The sequence below is a fragment of the Serratia sp. TSA_105.2 genome (genome assembly GCF_052692115.1).
In genome coordinates this window covers 479,410-504,972 of sequence record NZ_JBQZFT010000003.1, presented here as the reverse complement: position 1 = coordinate 504,972, position 25,563 = coordinate 479,410, and the positions used below count along the sequence as shown (strand labels likewise).

24 protein-coding genes are annotated in these 25,563 nt (G+C 61.6%); 19 read left to right on the top strand and 5 right to left on the bottom strand.

Annotation, left to right across the window (positions count from 1 at the left end; genetic code table 11):
- Positions 1-165: 165 nt before the first annotated feature.
- From ACUTSC_RS13495 to ACUTSC_RS13425, 15 genes are all read left to right on the top strand, one after another.
- Positions 166-648 carry a type VI secretion system tube protein Hcp gene (locus tag ACUTSC_RS13495; RefSeq protein WP_197772850.1) on the top strand — a complete coding sequence of 161 codons (483 nt, stop codon included), beginning with the start codon at positions 166-168 and terminating at the stop codon, positions 646-648.
- A gap of 60 nt (positions 649-708) precedes the next feature.
- The gene (locus ACUTSC_RS13490; RefSeq protein ID WP_072265414.1) at positions 709-1,194 is read left to right on the top strand and encodes a type VI secretion system amidase effector protein Tae4; all 486 of its coding nucleotides are present in this window, start codon (positions 709-711) and stop codon (positions 1,192-1,194) included.
- Complete coding sequence (locus tag ACUTSC_RS13485; RefSeq protein WP_060420730.1) at positions 1,191-1,550, top strand: T6SS amidase immunity protein Tai4 family protein; 360 nt, start codon at positions 1,191-1,193, stop codon at positions 1,548-1,550. Before ACUTSC_RS13490 ends, ACUTSC_RS13485 begins: the two co-directional genes overlap by 4 nt.
- Positions 1,551-1,709: 159 nt before the next feature.
- Entirely contained in the window at positions 1,710-2,168 is a 459-nt protein-coding gene (locus ACUTSC_RS13480; RefSeq protein WP_060420901.1) for a T6SS amidase immunity protein Tai4 family protein, read from the top strand.
- 18 nt (positions 2,169-2,186) lie between these two features.
- Entirely contained in the window at positions 2,187-2,534 is a 348-nt protein-coding gene (locus tag ACUTSC_RS13475; RefSeq protein ID WP_194243059.1) for a T6SS amidase immunity protein Tai4 family protein, read from the top strand.
- Positions 2,535-2,776: 242 nt separating this feature from the next.
- The gene (gene tagH, locus ACUTSC_RS13470; protein ID WP_197767967.1) at positions 2,777-4,513 is read left to right on the top strand and encodes a type VI secretion system-associated FHA domain protein TagH; all 1,737 of its coding nucleotides are present in this window, start codon (positions 2,777-2,779) and stop codon (positions 4,511-4,513) included.
- Positions 4,513-5,286: a PP2C family protein-serine/threonine phosphatase gene (locus tag ACUTSC_RS13465; RefSeq protein ID WP_148874242.1), complete on the top strand. Its 774-nt coding sequence runs from the start codon at positions 4,513-4,515 to the stop codon at positions 5,284-5,286. Before tagH ends, ACUTSC_RS13465 begins: the two co-directional genes overlap by 1 nt.
- A 29-nt stretch (positions 5,287-5,315) precedes the next feature.
- Positions 5,316-6,302, top strand: coding sequence for a type VI secretion system-associated protein (locus ACUTSC_RS13460; protein ID WP_197767968.1), 987 nt, complete (start codon positions 5,316-5,318; stop codon positions 6,300-6,302).
- 15 nt (positions 6,303-6,317) lie between these two features.
- On the top strand, positions 6,318-7,139 hold the full coding sequence (locus tag ACUTSC_RS13455) for a type VI secretion system accessory protein TagJ (RefSeq protein ID WP_072271002.1): 822 nt from the start codon (positions 6,318-6,320) through the stop codon (positions 7,137-7,139).
- A 2-nt stretch (positions 7,140-7,141) separates the two neighbouring features.
- Positions 7,142-7,717 (top strand): type VI secretion system baseplate subunit TssE, encoded by a 576-nt coding sequence (locus tag ACUTSC_RS13450; RefSeq protein WP_038876749.1) that lies wholly within the window; start codon positions 7,142-7,144, stop codon positions 7,715-7,717.
- A gap of 4 nt (positions 7,718-7,721) precedes the next feature.
- Positions 7,722-9,608 carry a type VI secretion system baseplate subunit TssF gene (gene tssF, locus ACUTSC_RS13445; RefSeq protein WP_038876747.1) on the top strand — a complete coding sequence of 629 codons (1,887 nt, stop codon included), beginning with the start codon at positions 7,722-7,724 and terminating at the stop codon, positions 9,606-9,608.
- Entirely contained in the window at positions 9,605-10,675 is a 1,071-nt protein-coding gene (tssG, locus tag ACUTSC_RS13440; RefSeq protein WP_048234377.1) for a type VI secretion system baseplate subunit TssG, read from the top strand. Before tssF ends, tssG begins: the two co-directional genes overlap by 4 nt.
- A 56-nt stretch (positions 10,676-10,731) precedes the next feature.
- Positions 10,732-13,386: a type VI secretion system ATPase TssH gene (gene tssH, locus ACUTSC_RS13435; RefSeq protein ID WP_197767969.1), complete on the top strand. Its 2,655-nt coding sequence runs from the start codon at positions 10,732-10,734 to the stop codon at positions 13,384-13,386.
- 49 nt (positions 13,387-13,435) lie between these two features.
- Positions 13,436-14,881 carry a protein kinase domain-containing protein gene (locus tag ACUTSC_RS13430; protein WP_197767970.1) on the top strand — a complete coding sequence of 482 codons (1,446 nt, stop codon included), beginning with the start codon at positions 13,436-13,438 and terminating at the stop codon, positions 14,879-14,881.
- A 143-nt stretch (positions 14,882-15,024) separates the two neighbouring features.
- Positions 15,025-16,953 carry a type VI secretion system tip protein TssI/VgrG gene (locus ACUTSC_RS13425; protein WP_197772845.1) on the top strand — a complete coding sequence of 643 codons (1,929 nt, stop codon included), beginning with the start codon at positions 15,025-15,027 and terminating at the stop codon, positions 16,951-16,953.
- 203 nt (positions 16,954-17,156) lie between these two features.
- Here ACUTSC_RS13425 and sbmC read toward each other — a convergent pair whose 3' ends face one another.
- The 5 genes from sbmC to rclC form a co-directional block, all read right to left on the bottom strand.
- Positions 17,157-17,624, bottom strand: a complete 468-nt coding sequence (gene sbmC, locus ACUTSC_RS13420) for a DNA gyrase inhibitor SbmC (protein WP_197767972.1) — start codon at positions 17,622-17,624, stop codon at positions 17,157-17,159.
- Between the two features lie 23 nt (positions 17,625-17,647).
- On the bottom strand, positions 17,648-18,490 hold the full coding sequence (kynA, locus tag ACUTSC_RS13415; RefSeq protein ID WP_049201271.1) for a tryptophan 2,3-dioxygenase: 843 nt from the start codon (positions 18,488-18,490) through the stop codon (positions 17,648-17,650).
- Positions 18,491-18,637: 147 nt separating this feature from the next.
- Positions 18,638-19,975, bottom strand: a complete 1,338-nt coding sequence (gene rclA, locus ACUTSC_RS13410) for a reactive chlorine resistance oxidoreductase RclA (RefSeq protein WP_443002620.1) — start codon at positions 19,973-19,975, stop codon at positions 18,638-18,640.
- Positions 19,976-20,012: 37 nt separating this feature from the next.
- Positions 20,013-20,429, bottom strand: coding sequence for a DUF302 domain-containing protein (locus tag ACUTSC_RS13405; protein WP_445653405.1), 417 nt, complete (start codon positions 20,427-20,429; stop codon positions 20,013-20,015).
- 35 nt (positions 20,430-20,464) lie between these two features.
- Positions 20,465-21,037 carry a reactive chlorine resistance membrane protein RclC gene (rclC, locus tag ACUTSC_RS13400; RefSeq protein ID WP_197767975.1) on the bottom strand — a complete coding sequence of 191 codons (573 nt, stop codon included), beginning with the start codon at positions 21,035-21,037 and terminating at the stop codon, positions 20,465-20,467.
- A gap of 137 nt (positions 21,038-21,174) precedes the next feature.
- On the opposite strand from rclC, the gene ACUTSC_RS13395 reads away from it, so the two are divergent.
- From ACUTSC_RS13395 to ACUTSC_RS13380, 4 genes are all read left to right on the top strand, one after another.
- The gene (locus ACUTSC_RS13395; RefSeq protein ID WP_197772842.1) at positions 21,175-22,050 is read left to right on the top strand and encodes a cupin domain-containing protein; all 876 of its coding nucleotides are present in this window, start codon (positions 21,175-21,177) and stop codon (positions 22,048-22,050) included.
- Positions 22,051-22,209: 159 nt separating this feature from the next.
- Positions 22,210-23,247 carry a LacI family DNA-binding transcriptional regulator gene (locus ACUTSC_RS13390; RefSeq protein WP_443002621.1) on the top strand — a complete coding sequence of 346 codons (1,038 nt, stop codon included), beginning with the start codon at positions 22,210-22,212 and terminating at the stop codon, positions 23,245-23,247.
- 270 nt (positions 23,248-23,517) lie between these two features.
- Positions 23,518-24,753 (top strand): MFS transporter, encoded by a 1,236-nt coding sequence (locus ACUTSC_RS13385; protein WP_170310536.1) that lies wholly within the window; start codon positions 23,518-23,520, stop codon positions 24,751-24,753.
- A gap of 20 nt (positions 24,754-24,773) precedes the next feature.
- Complete coding sequence (locus ACUTSC_RS13380; RefSeq protein WP_049201283.1) at positions 24,774-25,535, top strand: SDR family NAD(P)-dependent oxidoreductase; 762 nt, start codon at positions 24,774-24,776, stop codon at positions 25,533-25,535.
- Positions 25,536-25,563 lie beyond the last annotated feature (28 nt).

Here is a 25,563-nt window from a genome sequence, read left to right as displayed (position 1 = left end):
GGCTCGGTAACCCGTACCGATAGTTTTCGGTATTTAATAAGGTGCATGGCACAAGGATATAAATTGGTAATGCATTACCACACTTGCAATTCCTGCTGCTATTACCTGAGTTTTTCAACGTAACGTTAATACTACTGTTAACCCTTAATAAAGAGTGAAGAAACTATGGCTATTGATATGTTCCTGAAAGTTGAAGGTGCCAGCGGCGAATCTAAAGATTCGAATCACAAAGGCTGGACCGACATTACTTCTTTCTCCTGGGGCGCTTCTCAACCGGGCAATATGGGCGTTGGCGGCGGCGGTGGCGCCGGTAAAGTGTGCTTCAACGATCTGCACGTTAACGCGCTGGTCGACAAGTCAACCCCGGCGCTGCTGAAGCACTGCTCCAGCGGTAAGCACCTGACCAAGGTTGAGTTGTCTGTCTGCAAGGCGGGCGGTACTCAGATTGAGTACGTTAAAATCACCCTGGACGACGTGCTGGTCACCGCCGTGCAGTACACCGGCGCAGGCGGCGAAGACACCGTGGGCGTCACTTACTCCTTCCAGGCGGCGAAAGTGAAACAGCAATACTGGGAGCAGAGCGACAAAGGCGGCAAAGGCGCCGAAAGCAGCGCAGGTTGGAACATCAAAGAAAACCGCGAAGCTTAATCTGCATGCCCCCCCGGTTACGGCCGGGGGTTCATAACATGGATACAATGGAGAGTCAGGATGAAAAAACCTCTATTTGGGCCCGCATGGATTCGTTTTTCTGAAGTCAATATCAATGTAAAAAAAGTGGGTGCATTGATTGGTGGAAAAGTAGAAAGCAATATTGAGAACGGTATTTTTGAAAATGCTTGTCCTATTCGAATGAGTTATGTACTCAACTATACAGGCATACCAATTCCCTCTAACTCCGGTTATGCGACTGTGTCTGGTAAAGATAAAAAATGGTATCTTTATCGTGTTAACGATATGATTCTCTTTTTAGAAAAGAACTTCGGCAAGCCTGATATCACGGTGAAATCCCCTACACCAGTTAAATTTTCAGGTAAAAAAGGGATAATGGTTATACAAGGAAATGGCTGGCGAAATGCCAGAGGACATGTCACATTATGGAACGGTGACATTTGCTCTGACTCTTGTCATTTCATGGGGGATCCTGAGAATGGATCTTTTGTTCCTGAAGTCGCATCACTTTGGATATTAAAATGAAGACTACCCACATAGCCCTTGCTCTTCTTCTCGTTTCCCCTATGCTGCTTGCGGAAGATATAAAAATAGAAAACTTACCTCAAAGCGAAATTTATGAAAATTGGCTGGTTAGCCGCTGTATTGGGAAGTCTACTGACTCAGAAAAAACCAAGCAAGATGCTTTCCGTTCCGCTTCCGCCTATTTAGAATTCAGTAAACTCCCCATGGATGCATTCGAACAAGGCGAAAAACTGGCTGAACAGTACGCAAATAAAAATAGTCAAGGCTCAGTTAAAGGAAGTTATCATACTTTAGATTGCCTTTCGCTTCAGAGTTCCAGTGAGGCTAAAGCCATCTTCAAACGTTACTCTAATTAATAATTAATATTGTAGGTTGCAATTTTATAAAATCATCAACTTAAGCAAATTAGAGTTTTATTAATTATTTTCACTGGGTATTAGCCATCAAGCATTGAGATACTCATGCGCTGGTTATCTATTACTCTGCACAAACCATACGGATTTTGGAGTGTTGAGATGAAAAGAATCCTTATCTCCTTTTTTTGTCTATATGCCACTTGCGCTATAGCGCAGAAAAATCAAGAAGAGTCGATTGAAAAGTGGCCGCCGCAAGCGGCATACAGAAGCTATTTGCAAAACTACAAGGATATTGCTCTAACCTACTGCATTTCCGTCGCTTATAAGACATCACCAGAAGCCAGCAAAGATGCAATTGCCTCATCGAATGGAATCGATGCTTGGTCATACTATGCAATTCGTGATGAAGAATCCCCTATAATTGCACTGACAAAGCAGTACTTGCAAAAGAATTACAATGCTAAGGACGGAAAAAGCCGCTTAGACTTAATGAAGTGCATGGATATGTACCATAGTGAAGATCTTGACAAACTCGCGAAAGACTATGTACAGAGCCCTAATGATAATTGGGTGAAAGACAATCCGGTTAGAGTGAATGAAAAACCGTCTCGGAAATAACCAGTGAAAAGAATCTTACTGGCTGTGGCCATAGCCGTAACGTTGAACGCTAATGCAGCAACAAAAATTGACTACTCCCCTGCCGAGTACCTCAAAAACTACGCGCTTAGCGTTTGTATCGCCGAGGGGTACTCAGCAAAAGAAGTCAAAAACGATGCCGCCGCCACCGCCAGGGGTTACATGGAGTTCGGCGATTATTCTCTGGAAACGCATACCGCTGTCAGGGCGCTGACAAAAGAATTTCTGGCAAAGCCCTATGACAGCATGTCTGGAGAGCCGATGACGATGGCAAAGTGCATCGATCTTGTACATAGCCAAGCGTTGCAAGTCATCATCAAGAAGTACCAAGGGAAAGACGACAACTGATATCAGAATTAGTTATGAGAGAGCCGTTACCCTTGAGATGTTCAACGGAATTTTATTTCACCCCCTATTCCATAATTCTTTCAATTAATAATAAAAACATTTCGTAAAATTAAGACTACAACAAGACTTAGTGAACGAGTTAAGAAACCACTTAACGGTTTGCCAAAATACCCGCCAATTTCGGCAAGCCATAGATCGAATCATTAATTATTGCACTACCTCCTAATCAGCAGGAATGCCCTATGCGATTTTCCATTGTAAAAAATAAAAGCGGCCAGGTTCCGCCGCAGAGCAGTTGCGATTTTCTGCCGCCGGGCGGCACCATCGGCCGCAGCGTGGACAACAACCTGGTGCTGCCGGACGAAGAGCGCGCCATTTCCCGCCTGCAGGCGATCGTGCATATTTCCGCTGACGGCGAATGCCGCATCACCAACCGCGGCAACGTTACCCGCGTGCTGCTGAACGACATTCCGCTGGAACGTGGCCGCCAGGTTGAACTGCAGGACGGCGACGTGCTCGGCATCGACGATTACCAGATTGAAGTCAGCGCGCTGCACCAGCACGCCGCGCCACAGGCTCAACCGGTGGCCAAGGCCGCCGCCGTTGCCGCTGCTGCGGCCCCAACAGCCGCCGCCAAAGAAAAATCCGCCGCGCCAATCCCCAACGAAATCTGGGACAGCCTGGTGGAAGAATTTACCCCGAATGCGCCGGCCGCCGTCACGCCGCCGCCGGTCGCCAATCCTGGCAACCACCCGCTGCTGGATACCCCCGCTCGCGAGCTGAACCCCGCCGATCCGCTGGCACAGCTGGCGGGCGATGTCGATCTGCGCCAGCTGCAGCAGCAGCAAACCGATCCGGCGGCGCTGTTCAACACCGACACCACCTTTGAGCGCGAACACATCCTGGCCGATACCACTCCCAGCGCGCTGCTGGCGGAACAGGCTGCGCCAGCGCGGCCGGCAACCCCGGCTCAGAATGCGCAGCAACCTGAGCAAGAGCTGGATCCGCTGGCGCTGTTCGGCGGTTCATCCGCTCCCGCGTCGCCCGAGACGCTAAACAGCAACGATCCGCTGGGGCTGCTGATGGGCGGCGCCGTGCCGCTGGCTCAGCCGGACGAGCCGGTACAGCCGCCCGCGCCGTCGTCTCCGCCGCCGATCGCCGCACAACCGCAAGCGCCACGCCCAGAGCCGACGCCGCCACCCGTGCAAACGCCTGAGCCACAGCCACAACCCGTGCCGCAGTTCAACCAGCAGGAACCGCCTGCGCAGCCGCCGCGCCCGCGCCAGGGCAACCGCCTGGGCATCGATCCGGTCGCCTACCAGTCCGCTCAGCGGCAGCACGCCGCCGCGCCGAATGGCGACACCTTAGAGGGGCCACTGCTGACGGCGCTGTTGCAAGGCATCGGTCTCGACGATCTGCAGCCGCAGCCGCACTTCGACGAACGGCAGATCCGCCAGGCCGGCCGCCTGCTGAGCCTGTTCTCGCAGGGCACCGTCGCCCTGCTTTCATCCCGCTCGATCCTCAAGCGCGGCGTGAAGGCCGAGATGACCATGATCCTCGACGAGGCCAACAACCCGTTCAAGCTGCTGCCTTCGGGCAAAACGGTGCTGATGCAGATGTTCGGCAGCCAGATGCCGGGCTTTATGCCACCGGAGCAGGCGGTGCGCGACGCGCTGATCGACCTGCAGGCGCACCAGCTGGGGATGATCGCCGGCATCCGCGCCATCATCGCCGCCATGCTGCAGTCGTTCAACCCGGAGCGCCTCGAAGAGGAAGCGCGCAAGGAAGGCGTGGCGCCGCGTCTGTCGCTGCCCGCCAACCGCAAGGCTGCGCTGTGGGACTACTTCGTGAAGAACTATCAGCAAACCTCCGGCGAGATCGAGGACGATTTCCACACCCTGTTCGGCGAAGCCTTCCTGCACGCCTATGACGTTGAAGTGAATCAATACAAAGACTCACAGACCAAACCGGACGCGTAATGAATATCACCATAGCCTCTACCTCCAACCAGGGCGGCCGCGCCTCCAACCAGGATCAGACCGGCGAGGTGCTCGGCAACCGCGCCGCCTGCTTCGTGGTGTGCGACGGCATCGCCGGCTTTCCGGGCGGCGATATCGCCGCCAAACTGGCGCGCGACACCATTTTGCAAAACTTCGACGGCGAAAAGCACCTGAACGCCCAGAGCATTCGTCAGCACATCACGCGCGCCAACGCCGCCATCCACCAGCAGCAGCGGCAGTCGGACGAATACAGCAAGATGGGCACCACGCTGGTCAGCCTGTTTATCGATCGCGATTACCAGTTGGCCTACTGGGCGCACGCCGGCGACAGCCGCCTGTACCTGTTCCGCCGCGGCTACCTACATGCCGTCACCACCGACCACAGCCTGATCCAGCAGATGCAGGACGCCGGCTATCAGACCAACGGCATCAACAGCAACCTGCTGTATTTCGCGCTGGGGCTGAACGAAGAGCGCGACGCCACCTACAGCGACGTGCTGCAGCTGGAAGACGGCGACGTTTTCCTGCTATGCACCGACGGCTTCTGGCACAGCTTCAGCCAGGCCGAGCTGGAACAGTCGCTGCACATGGTCAACTCCCCCAGCGAGTGGATCGCCCTGATGCAGCAGGCATGGAAGAAAAACAATAACAGCGATAACTACAGCGCTATCGCCGTCTGGATTGGCTCACCGCAGGAAACCACCCTGCTGCATTCGCTGGCGGATGCGGAACGGTTTCTGACTCGCGACTGAGTCGGCGCACATTCACAGCAAGGTTCACTATGAAATACTGGATGCCGGGGCTCGTCGCCCTGATGGCGGTACCGACCGCGCAGGCGATGAACTATCGCCTGGTTTACTCCCCCAGCCAGAAGCTGGAAGTGTTTATCGATGACGTCAAAAACAGCAATCCGGCAAGCTGGTGCAGCAAGAGCATCCCGCTGCGCATCGTCTCGGCGCAAAGCCAAGATCCGGCGGTGCTGAACGACTTTCTGCCGCGCGTCGGCAATCTGTTGGAAAAGCAGTGCCCGAAAGCCGGCCACCTGCCCTGGACGCTGACCGACAAGCGCGGTGAAAAGCTGGCCAGCGGCGAAGCCGCCAAAGCGCGCGGCTGGAAACCGGTGGTCAAACAGGAGGCCGTCGAGCAGCCGGAGACCCCGCCGCCGCCGGCGATCCCTGCGGCGGTAGCCGTGACCTCTCCGCAGGCGGACACCGCGCCGCCTCAGCGTTTCAGCCTGCCGCAGGGCTGCCACTTCCGCACCTTCTGGCATGACGACGCCAACGGCGGCGCGCTGTTCATTCCCGCCGGCGACGCGCTGCGCTGCGGCGAGGACGGCTGGCTGCAGGGCAGCGGCACGGTCACGCTGCAACAGGGCGGCCAAACCCTCTCGCCGACATTGTGGTTCCTGCAGGGCTATCCGCTGGCGCAGATTAACGGCGGCGATCGCGCGCTGACCGTCGTCAGCGCCAACGCCCAACGGCTGGTTCTGGGCGGTAACCCGCAGGCGCCGGGCAGCTTCCTGCTGCTGAGCTTCGAACCGAAGCTGCACGCCTGGGCGTTCAACGGCGAAGCGATCGTTGAAATACCGCGCGTCGATGCCGCCGACGAGAACAAGGTCAAACAGCGCCTGCAGCAGGCGCAAACCGCCTGGCAACCGCTGCTGAGCGCCCCCGCTCCGCTGACCTTCAAGCTGGTGGAAAAGCTGGCCGCAGACCGGGTCGATCCCGCCAGCGGCAGCTACCTGTCGGTTAACGGCGCCACTCACTGATCATAAGGAAAGCCTGTGAAATCATTAGCAAGCATGCTGCAAGGCCAGTCGATCGGCGCGGCCATCACCGCCGTCGAAAACGAGATCAAGGGAAAACCGGCGGATGCCGACCTGCGCGCCGCGCTGGTGCAACTGCTGTGCCTGAGCGGCAACTGGACGCGCGCCAACGCGCAGCTGAAATCCTGGCAGGCGCTGAAACCAATCGCCCAACCGACCACGCTGCTGCTGATGCAGTCGGTCAACGCCGAGCTGCAACGCCAGGCGGTGTTCGCCGGCACGGCCGCGCCGGCGCTGCTGCGGCAGGATCAGCCCTGGCTGAAACTGATGGTGCAGGCGCTGCATCAGGATGCGCAAGGCGCAGCCGAACAGGCCCAGGCGCTGCGTGACGAAGCGCTGGAGGCCGCCCCGGCCGGCGCCGGGCGGTTAACGCTGGCCGAAGGCGACCAAGAACGGCAACTGAGTTTCGACTGGCTGACCGACGGTGACGGCCGCCTCGGGCCGGTGTGCGAGCTGGCGCTGAACGGTGTTTACTACTGGCTGCCGTTTGCCGACATCGCCGCGATCCAGTTCCAGGCGCCGCAGAGCGCCATCGATCTGGTGTGGAGCCACGCGCTGGTGCGCCTCACCGACGGCCGCGAACAGGTGTGCCAACTGCCCGCCCGTTATCCGCTGGCCGAAGGCAGCGACGACGCGCTGCTGCTCGGCAAACGCACCGAATGGCAACCGCTGGGCGACGGCACCCACTATGCGGGGCTGGGCCTGAAAACCTGGCTCAGCGAAAGCGACGAATTCCCGCTGCACAGCCTGCGGCAGCTGAGCTTCGACGCGAGCGCCTGAACATGAACGATAAGCGCCCACCCCACTACGACGGCGGCGATCTGCGCCGCCAGGGCTATCGCTATCGTCAGGACAGCGAGCGCCTGACGTCGCGCGACAAAATGCAGCCGGTGCTGCTCGACATGCTGACCGACGACGAACCGCAGAAAAAGCAGGAAGCACAGGTGCGCAACCTGGTGTCACACAGCGAGCTGCGCCGCCGGGTGCTGCGCGATCTGCAGTGGCTGTTCAACTGCGTCAACAGCGAATCCAATCTGGATCTCGGCGATTTTCCGCAGGTGCGGCGCTCCACCCTGAATTACGGCATCGCCTCGCTGGCGGGCAAGCGCATGTCGGACATCGAATGGCTCGACATTCAGCGCGCGCTGACCGAATCCATTCTCCATTTCGAACCGCGCATTTTGCCCGAGGGGCTGCAGGTGCGCTGCATCTCGGACACCGGCTCGCTGGAGCTGCACAACGTGCTGTCGATCGAAATCAAGGGCCGCCTGTGGTGCGTGCCCTATCCGCTGGAGTTTCTGTTCCGTACCGACGTGGATCTGGAAAACGGCCACTTCGATCTGAAAGACATAGGGTAAGGCGATGGACAGTAAACTTTTAGATTATTACAACCGCGAACTGGCCTATCTGCGTGAGATGGGCGCCGAGTTCGCCGAACAGTACCCGAAGGTCGCGGGCCGTCTCGGCATGCGCGGCATCGACGTGGCGGATCCCTATATCGAGCGCCTGATGGAGGGCTTCGCCTTCCTCACCTCGCGCGTGCAACTGAAAATGGACGCCGAGTTCCCGCGCTTTTCTCAGCGCTTGCTGGAGATCATCTACCCCAACTACCTGTCGCCGACGCCGTCGATGGCGATCGCCGAGCTGCAGCCGGACAGCAGCAAAGGCGACATCAGCAACGGCTTCGTGGTGCCGCGCGGCACCATGATGGACAGCCAGACGCTGAAGAAAAGCGGCATCACCTGCAGCTACACCACCGCCCATGACGTCACGCTGCAGCCGGTGCGCATCGCCGGCGTCGAGCTGGGCGGCATTCCGGCCGATATTCCGCTGGCCTCGCTGGGGCTGCAGCACAGCGGCTGCGTCAGCGCACTGCGCATTCGCCTCGAGTGCTACGAAAGCGTGACGCTCAACAACCTGCAGCTGGACCAACTGATGTTTTATCTGGCCGGGCCGGACATGCAGGCGCAGCAGCTGCTGGAACTGCTGATGCAGCACAGCGTCGGGCTTGTCTGCCAAACGGTGGAGGCGCAGCCGCAGCGGCGCGCGCTGGCGCTGGACGGGCTGCGGCAGGAGGGCTTCGCCGCCGAACAGGCGCTGCTGCCCAACGACCTGCGCAACTTCGAAGGCTACCGGCTGCTGCAGGAGTACTTCGCCTTCCCGGCGCGCTTCCAGTTCTTCAGCGTCAACGGCCTGCGCCCGCTGCTGCAAAGCGTGCGCGAAGGGAAAAAGGCGCTGCGCCAGTTCGAGATCGTGGTGCTGCTGGATCGGCACGACGCCGCGCTGGAACGGGTGGTCGACGCCGCCCATTTGGCGCTGCACTGCACGCCGGTGATCAACCTGTTTCCGAAGGTCGCCGAACGCATCGCGATCAACGAAAAAAACCACGAATACCATCTGGTGGTCGACAATATCCGGCCGCTGGATTACGAAGTGTTCTCGGTGCAGCGGCTCGGCGGCAGCGCCAGCGAAAAACGCTACGAGCAAGAGTTTCGGCCGTTTTATAGCACCCTGAGCGCGGACGACGGCAACTATGGCGCCTACTTCTCGCTGCGGCGCGAACAGCGTACGCTGTCGGAGCACGCCCGCCGCTACGGCACCCGCACCGGCTATGCCGGTTCGGAAGTGTTCGTGTCGTTGGTGGACGAGCGGCAATCGCCGTGGCACAGCGATCTGAAATACCTCACCGCCGACGTATTGTGCACCAGCCGCGACCTGCCGTTGATGCTGTTGCAACAGGATCAGGGCAACTTCGTGATGCCCGACTCTATCCCGATCAAACAGGTCTCGCTGCGCAAAGGCCCCACTCCGCCGCGCCCGGCGCTGGCCGAAGGGATGATCACCTGGCGGCTGATCAGCCAGCTGCAGCTGAACTACCTCAGCATGATGGACGGCGATCCGGAACAGGGCGCCGCCAGCCTGCGCCAACTGATGGGGTTGTACGGCAACCTGAGCGAACCGGCGATCGCCAAACAAATTCAGGGCGTGCGCCACTGCAACCTGCGACCGGTCTATCGACGAGTGCCGGAGCCGGGCCCCATCGTGTTCGCGCGCGGCATCGCCATCGATCTGACGGTCGATGAGCAGGCGTTCTCCGGCAACAGCCCCTATCTGCTCGGCAGCGTGCTGGAGCGCCTGTTCTCGCGCCTGGTGGCGATGAACACCTTCACCGAGATGACGCTCTCCAGCCAGCAGCGCGGCGAAATCGCCCACTGGCAGGCGCGCATGGGCAAAAGGACGCTGATATGAGCGCGGAGATGATTGCCACCGAACTGGCGCCGCCGCAGATCAACGCGCTGTATCGCCTGCCGGACGACTTCTGGCCGCGGCTGCGCAGCGCGCCTTACAAGCACGATCTGTTTCAGCTGCTGCGCCGCATCGATGCCCAGGGCGGTCAACCCTACCTGCTGGGGCGCGCGCCGCTGCCGCGCCACGAAATGCTGCGCCTGGGCCAGGAGCCGTCGCTGTCGTTCGCGCCCTCCACGCTGGCGCAGGTGGCGCCCCGCGCCAACAGCCCGCTGCACGACGTCTCGATCTTCAGCTTCGGCCTGTTCGGCCCCAACGGGCCGCTGCCGCTGCACCTGACCGAATACGTACGCGAACGGGTGTACCACCATCAGGACACCACCCTGCTGGCGTTCACCAACCTGTTCCATCACCGGCTGACGCTGCTGTTTTACCGCGCCTGGGCCGACGCGCAGCCGACGGTATCGCTGGATCGCCCGGACAACCGGCGCTTCGACGAGTACCTGTCGAGCCTGATCGGCATCGGCCAGCCGGCGCAGCAGGAACGCGACAGCATCAACGCCCACGCCAAACATTTTATGGCCGGTCATCTGATTCGCCACAGCCGCGATCCGGAAGGCCTGAGCAAGATTTTGCAGCAGTATTTCAAGGTGCCGGTGCGCATCGTCGAGAACGTGCCGCACTGGCTGCGGGTGGAGCCGCGCGAGCAGGCGCGGCTCAAGGCCGGGCGCGGTGCGCCGCGGCTCGGCGAGTCGGCCTTTCTCGGCATCGCGGTGCGCGATATTCAGCACAAATTCCGTATCGAGCTGGGGCCAATGCCGCAGCGGGACTATGACCGCTTCCTTCCGGGCGCCGATCTGTGCCGGCAGCTGCGCGACTGGGTGCGCCAATACCTGGGCATCGAGTTCGTCTGGGAAGTCCGTCTGATCCTGGCGAAGGAACAGGCGCACGGCCTCCAGCTCGGCGGCGCGCAGCGATTGGGCCTGAGCAGCTGGCTGGCCGACGATCGGCGGCAACGCGATCTCGACGATCTGATCTTCAGCCCTGAACCGCTGGAAAATCCGTTCTGACCCTATTTCGGCCGGCGCCCTGCGGCGCCAGGCCACTCTAAGACCTGAGGAAAACCATGTCTGAAATCAGCCGCTCGGTATTATTTGGCAAACTGAATAGCCTGTTATTCACCTCTCTGGAAAGTGCGACGGCGTTTTGCAAGCTGCGCGGTAACCCCTACGTCGAACTGGCGCACTGGCTGCATCAGCTGATGCAATCGCCGGACGGCGATCTGCAGCAGATCGTCCGCCACTTCGCGCTGGACGAGGCGCAGCTGGCGCGCGACATCGTCGAGGCGCTCGATCGCCTGCCGCGCGGCGCCAGCGCCATCTCCGATCTGTCCGAGCACATCGACAGCGCGGTAGAACGTGCCTGGGTCTATGGCTCATTGAAATTCGGCGCGGCGCGCATTCGCGGCGGCCACCTGCTGCTCGGCATCCTGAAAACCTACAGCCTGCGCCATCTGCTGAAGGCCATTTCCCCGCAGTTCGAGCGCATCAACGCCGATCTGTTGATGGAACAGTTCGCCGCCATCACCGCTCACTCGGCGGAAAACGCCCAGGATGCGCCGGCGGAAAGCAGCGCCGAGAACGTATCCGGCGCGCCGCGCAGCGGTGAAAGCGTGCTGGCGCAGTATGCCCAGGACCTGACCGCCAAAGCGCGCAACGGCGAGATCGATCCGGTGGCCGGCCGCGACGAAGAGATCCGGCAAATCATCGATATCCTGATGCGCCGCCGCCAGAACAACCCGCTGCTGACCGGCGAGGCCGGCGTCGGGAAAACTGCGGTGGTGGAAGGCCTGGCGCTGCGCATCGTGGCCGGCGACGTGCCGCCGCAGCTGCGCGACGTGAAGCTGTGCCTGCTGGACATCGGCATGCTGCAGGCCGGCGCCGGCGTCAAAGGCGAGTTTGAAAAACGGCTGCAGGCGGTGATCGACGAAGTGCAGTCCAGCCCGACGCCGATCATCCTGTTTATCGACGAAATTCACACCCTGATCGGCGCCGGTGGCGCCCAGGGCACCGGCGACGCCGCCAACCTGCTGAAACCGGCGCTGGCGCGCGGCCAGCTGCGCACCCTCGGCGCCACCACCTGGTCGGAATACAAGAAATACATCGAGAAGGATCCGGCGCTCACCCGCCGTTTCCAGGTAGTCCAGGTACACGAGCCGAGCGAAGACAAAGCGCTGCTGATGCTGCGCAGCACCGTCAGCCCGCTGGAGCAACACCACCGCGTGCTGCTGCTGGATGAAGCGGTAGACGCCGCGGTGCGGCTGTCGCATCGCTATATTCCTGCCCGCCAGCTGCCGGACAAGGCGGTGGCGCTGCTGGATACCGCCTGCGCGCGCGTGGCGGTCAGCCAACACGCCGAGCCTGCCCAGGTCGAAGACTGCCGCCACCGCATCGATGCGCTGCAGATAGAGTGGGATATCGCCCGCCGCGAGGCCAAGGTGGGCATCGGCGATCCCCTGCGCCCGCAGGAGATTGAAGCCCAACTGGTCGCGCTGCGCCAGGAGTTGGAACAGTTGACCGACCGCTGGCAGCAGGAGCTGGCGCTGATCCAAGAGATCATCACACTGCGCGCCCAGCTGCACCGGCAGGAAGAAGTGTCTACTGAAGAAGAGACGCAGGCGCGCCCTGACGCCGACGCGCTGCGCGCCCAGCTGGGCGAACTGCAGCAGCAGTTGAGCGCGCTGCAGGGTGAAGCGCCGCTGATCTTCGCCGCCGTCGACGCCAACATCGTGGCGGCGGTAGTGGCCGACTGGACCGGCATCCCGCTGGGCCGCATGGTGAAAAACGAGATTGAGGCGGTGCTGCAACTCTCCGACACCCTGAACCAGCGCGTGATCGGCCAACGCCATGCGCTGGATCTGATCGCCCGCCGGGTGCGCACCTCACGGGCGCGGCTGGACGATCCGAACAAGCCGGTCGGGGTGTTCCTGCTGGCCGGGCCATCCGGCGTCGGCAAGACCGAAACCGCGCTGGCGCTGGCGGAAACCCTGTACGGCGGCGAGCAGAACGTCATCACCATCAACATGAGCGAATTCCAGGAGTCGCACACCGTTTCGACGCTGAAAGGCGCCCCCCCGGGCTATGTCGGCTACGGCGAAGGCGGCGTGCTGACCGAGGCGGTGCGCCGCCGACCTTACAGCGTGGTGCTGCTGGACGAAATCGAGAAGGCGCACCCGGACGTGCATGAAATCTTCTTCCAGGTGTTCGACAAGGGCTGGATGGAGGACGGCGAAGGCCGCCATATCGATTTCCGCAACACCATCATCATCTTGACCTCCAACGTCGGCACCGATCTGATCGCCGGGCTGTGCAGCGATCCGGAACTGCTGCCGGAGCCGGAGGCGCTGAGCGGCGCGCTGCGCCAGCCGCTGCTGTCGGTGTTCCCGGCAGCCTTGCTCGGCCGCCTGCTGGTGGTGCCGTATTACCCGCTGACCGACGCCACGCTGGGCAACATCGTGCGCCTGCAGCTGGGGCGCATCCAGCGTCGCCTGGCGGAGAATCACGACATCGTCTGCACCTTCGACGACGCGGTCATCGAGCAGATCGTCAGCCGCTGCACCGAGGTGGAGTCCGGCGGCCGCATGGTTGACGCCATCCTGACCAACACCCTGCTGCCGCAGATCAGCCACACCCTGCTGACCGGCAGCGCCAACGACCAGCGCTATCGCCAACTGCATATCGCGCTGCAGAACCACGAATTCATTTGTCAATTTCAGGCATAACGCCGCGGCCGCCGAAACGGCGGCCCTTTGAACACAGAGAGTCATCACTATGTCGGGAACCGGGATAACCAAACCGAATTCGAACAGCCTGCCGAGCGGCTATCGGTTTAACGAATTCGAGATCCAAGAAGCGATCGGCGAAGGCGGCTTCGGCATCGTCTACCGCGCCTACGATCACCAACTGGAACGCACCATCGCCATCAAAGAATACATGCCGACCTCGCTGGCGAAACGCAACGACGATCTCAGCATCGGGCTGCGCGGCGAGCGTTTCGGCAAAACCTTCCAGGCCGGGCTGAACAGCTTTATTCAAGAGGCGCGCCTGCTGGCCCGCTTCTCGCACCCCGGCCTGCTGCACGTGCTGCGCTTCTGGGAAGAGAACGGCACCGCCTACATGGGCACCCAGTTTTACAGCGGCACCACGCTGAAGAACCTGCAGGCGCAGCAGCCGGAGAAGATCGACGAGGCGTGGATCCGTCGGCTGCTGCCGCCGCTGTTCAGCGCCATCAACACCATCCATCAGGAAGGCTACCTGCACCGCGACATCTCGCTGGACAACATCCAAATCCAGGAGAGCCAGCTGCCGGTGCTGCTGGACTTCGGGTCGGCACGCAAAGAGATCGGTAACCTGTCGGACGAAACGGAGATCATGCTGAAGCCGGGCTTCGCGCCGATCGAGCAGTACACCGAAAACAGCGACGGCGAACAGGGCCCCTGGACCGATATCTACGCGCTGGGCGCCGTGCTGCACACGCTGATCGTCGGTTCGCCGCCGCCGGTCAGCGTGGTGCGCAGCATCGAAGACAGCTATCAGCCGCTGGCCGAGCGCCGCCCCGCCGGTTACTCCCCGGAGCTGCTGCGCACCGTCGACCGCGCGCTGGCGCTGAAGCCGGAAGACCGCCCGCAGACCATCGATGAAATGGCCGAACTGCTGCATCTGCCGATCGCCGATGAGAACGAAATCATCAGCACTCCGGCCGCCGCGCCGGAGAACCTGCTGGTCGCCGCCAATCCGGCTGCCGCAGCCGCAGCCGCCGGCGCCGTTACCGCGCGCAGCACCCAATTCTCGCGGCCGATGATGGCCGGCGCCGGCGTCGCGGCGCTGCTGGTGATCGGCGCCGTCGCCTGGCTGAGCGGCGGCAAGGACGATACCCAGGCCGTAGCGCAAAATACCGAGGCGTCACCGGCGCAGAAAACCCTGGCAGAGCAGCCGAGCGCGCCGCAAACCGCGCCATCTGCGCCGGTGGAACCAGAAAAGGCGGCGCCGCCACCGCAGCCGGTGGCGCTGGTGTACTTCAAACTGCAGCCGGGCGAACAGGTCAGCCTCGACGGCAAGCCGCAGCAGGTAACGCCGGGTGAAAACGGCTTCGCCAGCCTGAATCTGGCGCCGGGACGTTATCAGCTGGAGATCCGCCACAACGATCGGCTCCGCCGGCAGCAACTCAGCATCGACACCGCCGGCACCTGGCTGGTCAATCCGGCCACCGCCGGTTAATTCCGTTCTGAAGCCCCGCCGCGGCGGGGTTTCCCCTATTTCATGAGACTGACGCACCGCTGCCCACCCTCATTGGCCTCGCGGCAAGGCCGCTGCAACGCTGGGGTAAGCAGAACACGACGTCAATCACAGAGGACGTTCTCATGTTGGATCGCATTATTGCGCACACGCCGCTGGGCCAGGAGCAGCTGCTGTTCCGCTCACTGGACGGCATCGAAGCGCTTTCCACCCCTTTCGACTTCTCTATTGAATTACTGAGCACCGACGCGCGGCTCGATCGCAAAGCGTTGCTCGGCCAACCGCTGACGCTGGAGATCCCGACTCAGGGCTTTCTCAGCGCCCCGCGCTACCTGAACGGCAAGATCACCGCCATCGCCGTCAGCAGCGAAGAGATCGGCGGCACCCGTTACGCGGTGTATAACCTGCACGTGCAGCCGGATCTGTGGCCGATGACCAAGGACCGCAATTTCCGCATCTTTCAGGAACAGACGGTGCCGCAGATCGTCAAGACCCTGCTGGCGGAGCACAACGTGCAGTTGGAAGATCAGCTGACCGGCGACTATCGCCTGTGGGGCTACTGCGTGCAGTACAACGAAAGCAGCTTCAACTTCATCAGCCGCCTGATGGAGCTGGAGGGCATCTATTACTATTTCAAACACGAGATGGGCAAACACACGCTGGTGCTCGGGGATGCGCCCCACCACCACCAGCCCTATCCCGGCTATGAGATGATCCCCTATCACCTGACGCCGTCCGGCGGTAGCACCAGCGAGGAAGGCATCAGCCAGTGGACGTTGTCCGATCGCGTCACGCCGGGCATCTACAGCCTGGACGACTACGATTTCCGCAAGCCGAACGCCTGGCTGTTCCAGGCGCGGCAAAACCCGGTCTCGCCGACGCCGGGGCAGATTGACGTCTACGACTGGCCGGGCCGCTACACCGAGCATCAGCAGGGGGAGTTCTACGCCCGCGTGCGCCAGGAAGCCTGGCAGGCCGAGCATCAGCAGATCCGGGGCACCGCCACCGCGCTGGGCATCGCTCCCGGCAGCACTTTTACGCTGTATAACGCCCCGCACGCCGATGACAACCGCGAGTACCTGACGCTACAGGCCAACTACCATTTGAAAGAGAACCGCTATGCCAGCGGCGACGATCAAAGCAGCGAACACCGTATCGACTTCATCGTGCTGCCGGCGGACGTGCCCTGGCACCCGCCGCAGCAGGCCACCTGGCCGAAAACCCACGGGCCGCAGACCGCCCGGGTGGTCGGCCCGGCCGGCGAATCGATTTGGACCGACAAATACGGCCGCATCAAGGTGAAATTCCACTGGGACCGCTTCGGGCCGAAGGACGACGGCAGCTCCTGCTGGGTGCGCGTCTCCAGCGCCTGGGCCGGTCAGGGCTACGGCGGCGTGCAGATCCCGCGCGTCAACGACGAAGTGGTGGTGGACTTTATCAACGGCGATCCGGATCGGCCAATCGTTACCGGGCGCGTTTATAACGAAGCCAGCATGCCGCCGTGGGCGCTGCCGGCCGCCGCCACCCAGATGGGCTTTATGAGCCGCACCAAGGACGGCACCGCCGAAAACGCCAACGCCCTGCGCTTCGAAGACAAGGCCGGCGCCGAACAGGTGTGGATCCAGGCGGAACGCAACATGGACACCCAGGTCAAAAACGATGAGAGCCACACCATCGATAACGACCACACCCACCTGGTGGGCGGCAACCAGATCAAACGGGTGGTGCTCAATCAGGCCACCGGCGTCAAAGGCGATGCCTCCGCGCTGACCGGCAAAACCCGCAGCGACGCCGTGGTTAACGCCTTTACCCTCGGCTCCGGCGAATCGCTGCGGCTGGAATGCGGCGAAAGCGTGATCGAGCTGCTGGCGAACGGCCAAATCAACATCACCGGCACCAGCTTCAATATCACGGTGAAAGAGGACGGAGAGATCAATACCGGCGGCCAGTTGGATCTCAACCAGCCCGGCGGCGCCGCTCGCACCGCCGCACCGGGCGGCGGCCATCAGGCGGCGATCCAGAGCGCCGTCGATCAGCTGTTCCCTAAAGAGTAGCCAAGTGGTACGCCGGGAAAGCCGGTTAACGCAGCCTCTCGGGCGGCGGCAGCGGCAGCGGCGCCGGCTAAACCGGCTGCCGCTGTAACCCCTTTTGGCAACGAGGTGAATGAGCTGGCGGCAAAGTCACCGACGTTGAGTCAAAACAACGGGCTGAATCTGTACCGTTCATCGATTCAGCCTTCCCTCGCATTAACCCACCCTCACCACTTCTTCACCGTCTGGTAAATATCAAGGTCGAAATAGCCGTCGGCTTCGCAGTCGTTGAGATAGTGTTCGTAGCTCACCCCCTCAACAGGCTGGTAACCGCTGGCCGGCAGCAGCTTCTGGTAGAACTCGCCCCACACCCGCTCGAAGTCGCCATCGCTGATGCGCACGTGGTAGACCGCATACTGCCCGGCGGGCAGCGTCTGCACGGTAACGCCCTCGCTGCCCGCCGGCAGCGTAAAATCGTCCGCGACGCTCATCACCACGTCGGCACGCAGCTTTTCCGGCGCCACTTCCGCCGGATCGTCCCAATACAGCACCAGCCATTTGCCGAACGGCACGCCGTGGCGCTGCCGCCATGCCAGCAGTTGCTGCGAGCCCTGTGGGATCGTCTGCGGATACGGCCCCACGACTCTGACCCCCACCACCTTCTCCGCCGCTTTATCGATAATCCTCACGCTCATCGCCCTTATCCTCCCACGTTATTTCAGGCGCCAATTTCGGTGCGCACGTCCAGCAGCTCGGGGAAAAAGGTCAGGTCCAACGCCTTTTTCAGGAAGCTGACGCCGCTGGAACCGCCGGTGCCCGACTTAAAGCCGATGATCCGCTCCACCGTTTTCATATGGCGGAAGCGCCACAGATGGAAACTCTCCTCGATATCCACCAGCTTCTCCGCCATTTCATAGGCTTCCCAGTAAGTTTGCGGGTTGTCGTAGATCACTTTGAACGCCGGCAGCAGATCCGGGTTGCGCTGGTAGGGCTGCGTCCAGTCGCGCTCGAGGCATTCCTGCGGGATCGGCAGGCCGTGGCGCGCCAGGTACAGCAAGTATTCGTCGTACAGGCTCGGCGCTTCGAGGATCGCCTTCAGCGCGGCGTGTTTTTCCGCATCGCTGCTGAACACCGCCAGCATCGCCGCATTCTTGTTGCCGAGCAGGAACTCGATCGAGCGGTATTGGTGCGACTGGAAGCCCGACGAGCTGCCCAGCACGTCGCGAAACTCGACGTATTCCGACGGCGTCAGCGTTTCCAGTACCGCCCACTGTTCGAACAGCAGCCGCTGGATCTGTTTGACGCGCGCAAGGATTTTGAAGCAGTGGCTGAGTTTGTCCTGCTGCACCAGCCGCACCGCCGCCCGCAGCTCGTGCAGCATCAGCTTCATCCACAGTTCGGAGGTTTGGTGCTGTATCACGAACAGCATTTCGTCATGATGCGGCGGGTTGGAGAGCGGGTGCTGGCAGTCCAGCAGCGAGTCCAGGCACAGGTAGTCGCCGTAGCTCATGCGTTTGGAAAAATCGGTGACAATCGCGCTTTCTAATTCCCGTTTGTTCATCTGTGATCTCCGTTGCGCCCAGCGCCCCATCGGCCTGGAACGTGCCGCAAAGAGAAAACAATAGTACAGAACCCGCCGCCCCGAAGGGCGATAAACGAGAGGTGCTTCGCAGATCTCACTCATCTGCGCCGCCCCTCTCGCCCCGCTTTACCCTATCAACCCAAACAGATCGTTGAGCGACTCGCTCATGGTCGGATGGGTGAACAGCTGATCGCGCAGCCGGGTAAAGGGCAGCCCGGCGTCCATCGCCGTTTTGACGATGTTGATCATCTCGTGGGCATCGCGGCACAGCAGCGCCACGCCGAGGATCTGGCCGGTCTGCGCATCGACCACCGCCTTCAGCAGGCCGCGCGTGTCGCCCAGCACACGGGCGCGCGGGATCGCCGCCGCCGGCAGCGTGGCGACCTTAATGTCGCGCCCCTGCTGCCGGGCCTGATCTTCGCTGAGGCCGATGCGCGAGAAGCTGGGTGTGATGAACACCGAGTAAGGCACTGCGCCGCGATCGGCCGTGCTGCGTTTACCCGCGCCGAACAGGCTGTCGCGCACAATGCGGAAATCGTCCAGCGAGATATAGGTAAACTGCGGCCCGCCGTTGACGTCCCCCAGCGCCCAGATATGCGGCACGCTGCTGCGCAGCTGCGCGTCCACCCGCACGGCGCCGCGCTCATCCGTCTCAACCCCGGCGCGCGCCAGCTGCAAGCCGGCGGTGTTCGGCGCGCGCCCGGCCGCCACCAGCAGCGCATCGAACGACTGCACGCCGCCCTGATGCACCACCTCAACGCCCCCTTCCACATCGCGCACCTGCTTCACGCCGGCGTTAAACGTGAAGCTGACCCCGGCGTCGCTCAGGATTTGCTGTATCGCCTGCGCCATATCGCGGTCTTCCCGGCCGAGCAACGCGCCCGCCTCTTCGAATACCGTCACGGCGCTGCCGAACTGCGCGAACATCGAAGCGAACTCCAGCCCGATATAACCGCCGCCGATAATGCCCAACCGCGCGGGCCGCTGCGTCAACTGCAGCAGGCCGGTGCTGTCGTAACTCCGCTGCGAACGATCCAACCCGTCGATCGTCGGCCGGCGGCTGACGGCCCCGGTGTTGATGAAGATGCGCTCGCCGCTCAGCACCTGCGTTCCCGCGGCGCCCTGCACGCTGATGCGGTGCGGATCGATAAACTCCGCCTGTCCGTCGATCACCGTGACCTGTTCAAGCCCCGCCAGGTTTTGATAGTTTTTCTCCCGCAGCAGGCCGGTCACCTGCCGCTTGCGCGCCATCGCCTGGTTGAACGCCTGTTCGCCCGGCCCGTGAAGCTCGGCATCGTGCACCAGCGTTTTGGTCGGGATGCAGCCGATGTTGATGCAGGTGCCGCCATACATCTGCGCCGACGCCTCCACCATCGCCACGCGCCATCCCTGCCCGGCCAGAAAGGCTGCCAACGTTTTGCCGGCCTTGCCAAAACCGATGATAATCGCTTGATAATCGTACATTGTGTCGCCTCGTCTCGTGATGTTCATCGCCGGTCAATCAGCGTATTGCGGCCTCAACTAACCGCTCCAGCGGCCTCAGCGCCGCGATCTGTCGTTCGTCGGCCCCGGCGCTCCGCTTCAGACTTTCCGCCGGGTGGTAGCTGACCTGCGTTTTGCCCCGTTCGTCTTGCGCAATCAGCACCCTGAACGGCAGATCCAGCGCCAACGCCGGCCGCGCCAGCATCAGCGGCGTGCCCGCCAGCGGGTTGCCCAGCACCAGCACCGTGGTGGGCGGCATCGTCAGATTATGCTCACGCGCCGCTCTGGCGTGATCGAACTCGGCAAACAGCGTCACGCCCTTCTGCTCGGCCGTGCTGATAATGCGCTGACGCGTTTCCTGATAAGCGTAGGCGCTCTCTACCGTTCGGGTTTCTTGCCCCATCGTCCCCTCCGCCACTGCAGAACAGGCCAGCATCATCAGGCTGCCGGCCACGGCCCGGTTCATGACGCTCATGCGACCTTCCCCCGCCACTGTTTCTCGAGCACACTGCGCGCCGAATCCGCCATGATCATCACCGCGCCCGCCAGCATCAGCGTGTCCTTCAGCACCAGGCGCCCGGCGCCGGAGAGATAAGGGAAGCCGTGATGCGCATCGCCCAGCGCCGGCACCCAGGCCTCCGGGGTGGTGATCAAAAAGGTCAGCGTCACCAGCGGCGTGCAAAAGGAGAGCATGCCGCCCAACAGCCCCAGCCATTTGGAGAACGGGTTGGCCAGCACCAGCAGCGCGATCGCCACCTCCACCACGCCCAGGCCGTTGGAGAAGCCATAGGTATTGTTGGTCTGCTGCCAGGCGCGGGCGTCGAGGTTCAGTTCGCCTTCGTGCGTCAGGTGCGCCTGATAGTCCTGCGGCATGTCATAGAAAAACGACATCAGCGGGCTGTTGGCGACGAACGGCGTGATGCTGTCCGCTTCGTAAGGGATGAATTTGAGCAGGCCAATCCATAAGAAAACGATGGCGATGCTGAGGCGAATCAGCGTTAATCCCAGCTTGTCGCCCTTGCTCAGAAAGAATAGTATTTTCATTACCGGCTCCATGTCATTGATAACTCATGCATCGCAGCGGCGCCCTCCGCACCGCTGCACTATCGAACCGATCTTAGTGCTTCGTATTACGCCGGCCCATTGCCGAAACAATCAGCTTCTTAGCCAGGAGTCTCAAAATGGATCCGCTCAGCCAACTGTTGATGCTTAACGACATGCGCGGTTACGTGGCGCGCGATTGCCATTTCAGCGGCGAATGGCGCTCGCCGCATGCCGCCGGGGAGTGGAGCCAGATCCGCTGGCACATGGTGCTGGCGGGCAGCTGTCGGCTGGAGATCCCCGGCGGCTGCCCGGTACCGCTGGAGCAAGGCAGCCTGCTGTTCTTGCCGCACAACTCCGCCCACCGCCTGCTGCCGGAGGGGGCCGACAGCGCCACACACCTGCTGTGCGGCGTGCAAATCTTGCCGCACAGCGCATCGCCGCTGCTGGCGAGCCTGCCGGAATGTTTGCTGTTCAACAGCCGCCAACAGGGGCAGCTGGCGCTGCTGCAGGCGGCCGGCCAACTGCTGAGCGATGAGTTCAGCCAACAGGGCCAGGGGTACAACGCCATTGTCAGCCAGACCATGGCGCTGCTGTTCGCGCTGGCGATCCGCGCCTGGCTGGCCCAGCCGAATCAGAGCGGCAATCTGGTCGCCGCGTTGCTGCATCCGCAGTTGGGCAATGTGGTTGAACAGATGCTGCGCCGCCCGCAACACCCCTGGACGCTGGTGGAACTGAGCGAACGGGCCCATATGTCGCGCGCCAACTTCGCCCGCGTCTTTCGTCAAGTCACGCAGCAAACGCCGCTGCAGGCCCTCACCGCCATCCGCATGCAGCTGGCGGCCCGGCTGCTGGCGCGCCAGGCGTTGCCGCTGAGCCGTATCGCCGAACAGGCCGGCTACTCGTCGGAGGTGGCGCTGCATAAAGCCTTCACCCGCCACTTCGGCCTGACGCCGGGAAAATTCCGCCAGCAGGCCGCTGAGACACCGCCGGACATTTGCCCCATCTCGGCATAACCTCCCGCCCCGCCTTACTGTTTAGTAAACAACGCGGCCGTCGCCTGACGACTCTCACAAATGCGCAATCCCATGCGTGCGGCGCCCCGGTTGAGGCTTGCCTGCGGCCGGCTTCCCTTATAGATTGCAGGCTAACGGCAGGCAGCAAGGTATCGGCAAATGGCAAATATTCGTGATGTCGCGCGGTTGGCCGGCGTCTCCATCAGCAGCGTGTCGAACCTGCTGAACAACCGCAGCCACCAGATGAGCGCGCAGACCCGTGAACGCATCGAACAAGCGATGGCGACCCTGGGGTATCGGCCGGCCCGGGCGGCGGCGGTGCCCGCACCGCAGGCCAAGATCATCGGCCTGCTGCTGCCGTCGATCGTCAACCCGAGCTTTTCGGCGCTGGCGCATGCGATCGACGGTGCGGCGCGGGCTCACCGCTACCGCGTCTTGCTCGGCAACGCCTACCGCCAGGAACAGGAAGAGGCCGCGTTTATCGACGATATGTTCCTACATGGCGTGCGCGGCATCATCGTGGCGGCGAGCGACATTCGCCAGACTCATTTTGTCCGGGCCGCCGAGCGGGGCATGAAGATCGTCAGCTACGACAATCCGTTTCCCGAACGGGCAGCCATCGATACCCCGCTGTTCGACAGCGTATCGATGGACAATGTCGCCGCCGGGCGCCTGGCCGCGCAGCACCTGCTCGAACGCGGTTGCCGACACATCGTGTTCGCCACCGAAGCGACGCTCACCGTCGGGCGCAGCCACAAAATCGACGGTTTTCTGAGTGCGCTGGGGCACAGCCTTAGCGAACGCCAACGGGTGATCGAAGGCAAAGCCAACAGCGCCTACGGCGACACGGAAATGTTTGAATTGGGGCTGACGCTGGCGCCGCGCGTGCTCGCGCTGACGCCGCGCCCGGACGGTATCGTGGCGATTAACGATGCGCTGGGCATCGGGCTGATGGTGGGGGTGCGCGCCGCCGGCGTCCAGGTACCCGCAGACATCTCGGTGATCGGCATCGATAATATCGCGCTGGCCGGCCTGGCCGAACCGGGGCTGACGTCCGTCAGGCCGCCGCTGGCGGAGATGGCGCAGCTGATGGTCGAGCGCCTGATCGGCCGCATCAACAGTGATTCACAACCGCCCGGCGAGTTTCTCTTCCCGCCGACGGTCATCAGCCGGCGCTCGGTCAAAGCCGCCGGCTAACTGAAATAACAGCGTCTTCCCAGGCGATGCGCAGCGGCATCGTCCGGATCGGTGTCAGCCAAAAACAAAGGAAAAGGCCGTCGCGCTTAAGGGATGCCCGCGCCTCAATGAATCAGCGTCGTGCCGTTATTTAACGTTCAGCTCAGGGTTATGGGCCGGGCCTCTATTATTCCGATTAACCACATTGGAAATATCAAAATGAAAATAAGCAAGCCGCAGGATATTGAGCGCAGCGCTATCAGGAAATTGACGCTGCATATTGTCCCCCTCATGATTTTATTGTATTTCCTGGCCTTTCTCGATCGCAATAACATGGCCTACGCCGCCAAGGCGTTGGAGGATAACCTGGGCCTGACCGCCTCGGCCTTCGGCTTCGCCTCCGGGATTTTCTTTATCGGCTATTTTCTGTTTGAAATACCCAGCAATGCCGGCACCATTAAATTCGGCCCGCGCATCTGGTTCGCCAGAATATTAATTTCCTGGGGCATCTTCGCGACCCTGCTCGGTTTTGTACGCACGCCGCTGGAGCTGTATATCTGCCGTTTTATGCTGGGCGTGTGCGAAGCCGGATTCTTTCCCTCGGTGGTGTATTACTTCACGGTATTTTTCCCGGAAAAATACCGCACCAAAATTCTCGGCATGTTCATCATCGTCCAGCCGCTGTCCAACGCCGTCGGCTCGCCGATTTCCGGCTTTATTCTCAATATTCAGCATGACTGGTTCGGGTTCGCCCCCTGGCAGCTGCTGTTTATCCTCGAAGGGCTGCCGCCGATCGTCATCGGCCTGCTGATCCCGTTCCTGATCAAGAACTCGCCCAAGGACGTCGGCTATCTGAACGTGGAGGAAAAGGCCTGGCTGATGAGCAACGCCGGCCGCTCCAAATCCGGCTCTAAAATCACGCTGGGCGACTTCCTGAAAGGGATTAAAAACAAGAAATACCTGCTCTACGCGCTGCTCAACTTCGGCATGGTGTGCGGCATTTATGGCTTCGGCACCTGGCTGCCGTCGATCATTACCGCCCTTTCCGGCAGCGATATCTTCCGCGTTAGCCTGCTGGCGCTCATTCCCTACGGCCTGGCCGCGCTGCTGGTGTACCCGTGGAGCCTGTGGGCCAGCAAAACCAAAAAGCTTGGCGTGTTCGCCGGCCTCAGCATGGTGGTCGCCGCTATCGGCCTGATGGGGGCGGTGACATTTTTTAAATACGATCCGCTCGTCGCGCTGTCGTTCCTGTGCATCGCCGCCATCGGCATCTACACCGCCGTACCGCCGTTTTTATCCATGCCCGCCAACATTTCCACCGGCGCGGCCGCGGCCGCCGGGCTGGCGGTGGTCAGCTGCATCGGCAATATCGGCGGCTTCGTCGCGCCTTATGCGGTGGGCGTATTGAACGATCTGACCGGCAGCAGCGCACCAGGGCTGTTTTTCCTGGCCTCGTGCCTGCTGGCCACCGGGTTGATCTGCATTTTCTACTGCGCGAAACAGCGTGAAGGCGTCATCAATGCTTAACGAACAATAAGGAGTCAATCATGGGCGATCTTGCGGGCAAAAAGGTCTTTATCACCGGGGCGGAACAGGGCATCGGCCGCGCCACCGCAGAGCGGCTGATCAAGGCCGGTTGCGACATCTATTTTCACTATCACAGCGACGAAAGCGGCCCCAAAGCGCTGGTGGCGCTGGCCCATTCATTGGGGCAAAAGGCCGCTTACGGCTACGCCGATCTCATCGATACCGACGAAACGCTGCGCTGCGTCTCGGCCGGCGCCGAGTTTCTCGGCGGCATCGACATTCTGGTCAATAACGTCGGCGGCATCGTCGGGCGCAAATGGTTGGGCGAGATCGACCGCGCCTTTTGGCAAACCGTGATCGACGTGAACATGACCACCATGCTGAACGTGACCCAGAGCGCTCTGCCGTTCCTGAAGGCGGCAAACGGCGCCAGCATCGTCAACCTGGCCTCGCAGGCCGGCCGCGCCGGCGGGCACTCCGGCTCGCTGGTCTATTCCGCCACCAAGGGCGCGGTGCTCACCTGGACGCGCTCGCTGGCAGCGGAGCTGGGCGAATACGGCATCCGGGTGAATGCGGTGGCACCCGGCCTGATCCTCGGCACCCGCTTCCATAATCGCCACACCACCCAAGCATCGGCGGAGGAAACCGTTCGCGCTATTCCGCTGGGCCGCGCAGGCACGCCGGACGACGTGGCGCGCGCCATCGCCTTCCTGGCGGCGGAGTACGACGGCTTCATCTCCGGCGCCACCCTCGACATCAACGGCGGCATCTACCGCATGTAGTTCAACCGCGGGCGGCAAGGCTGCCGCC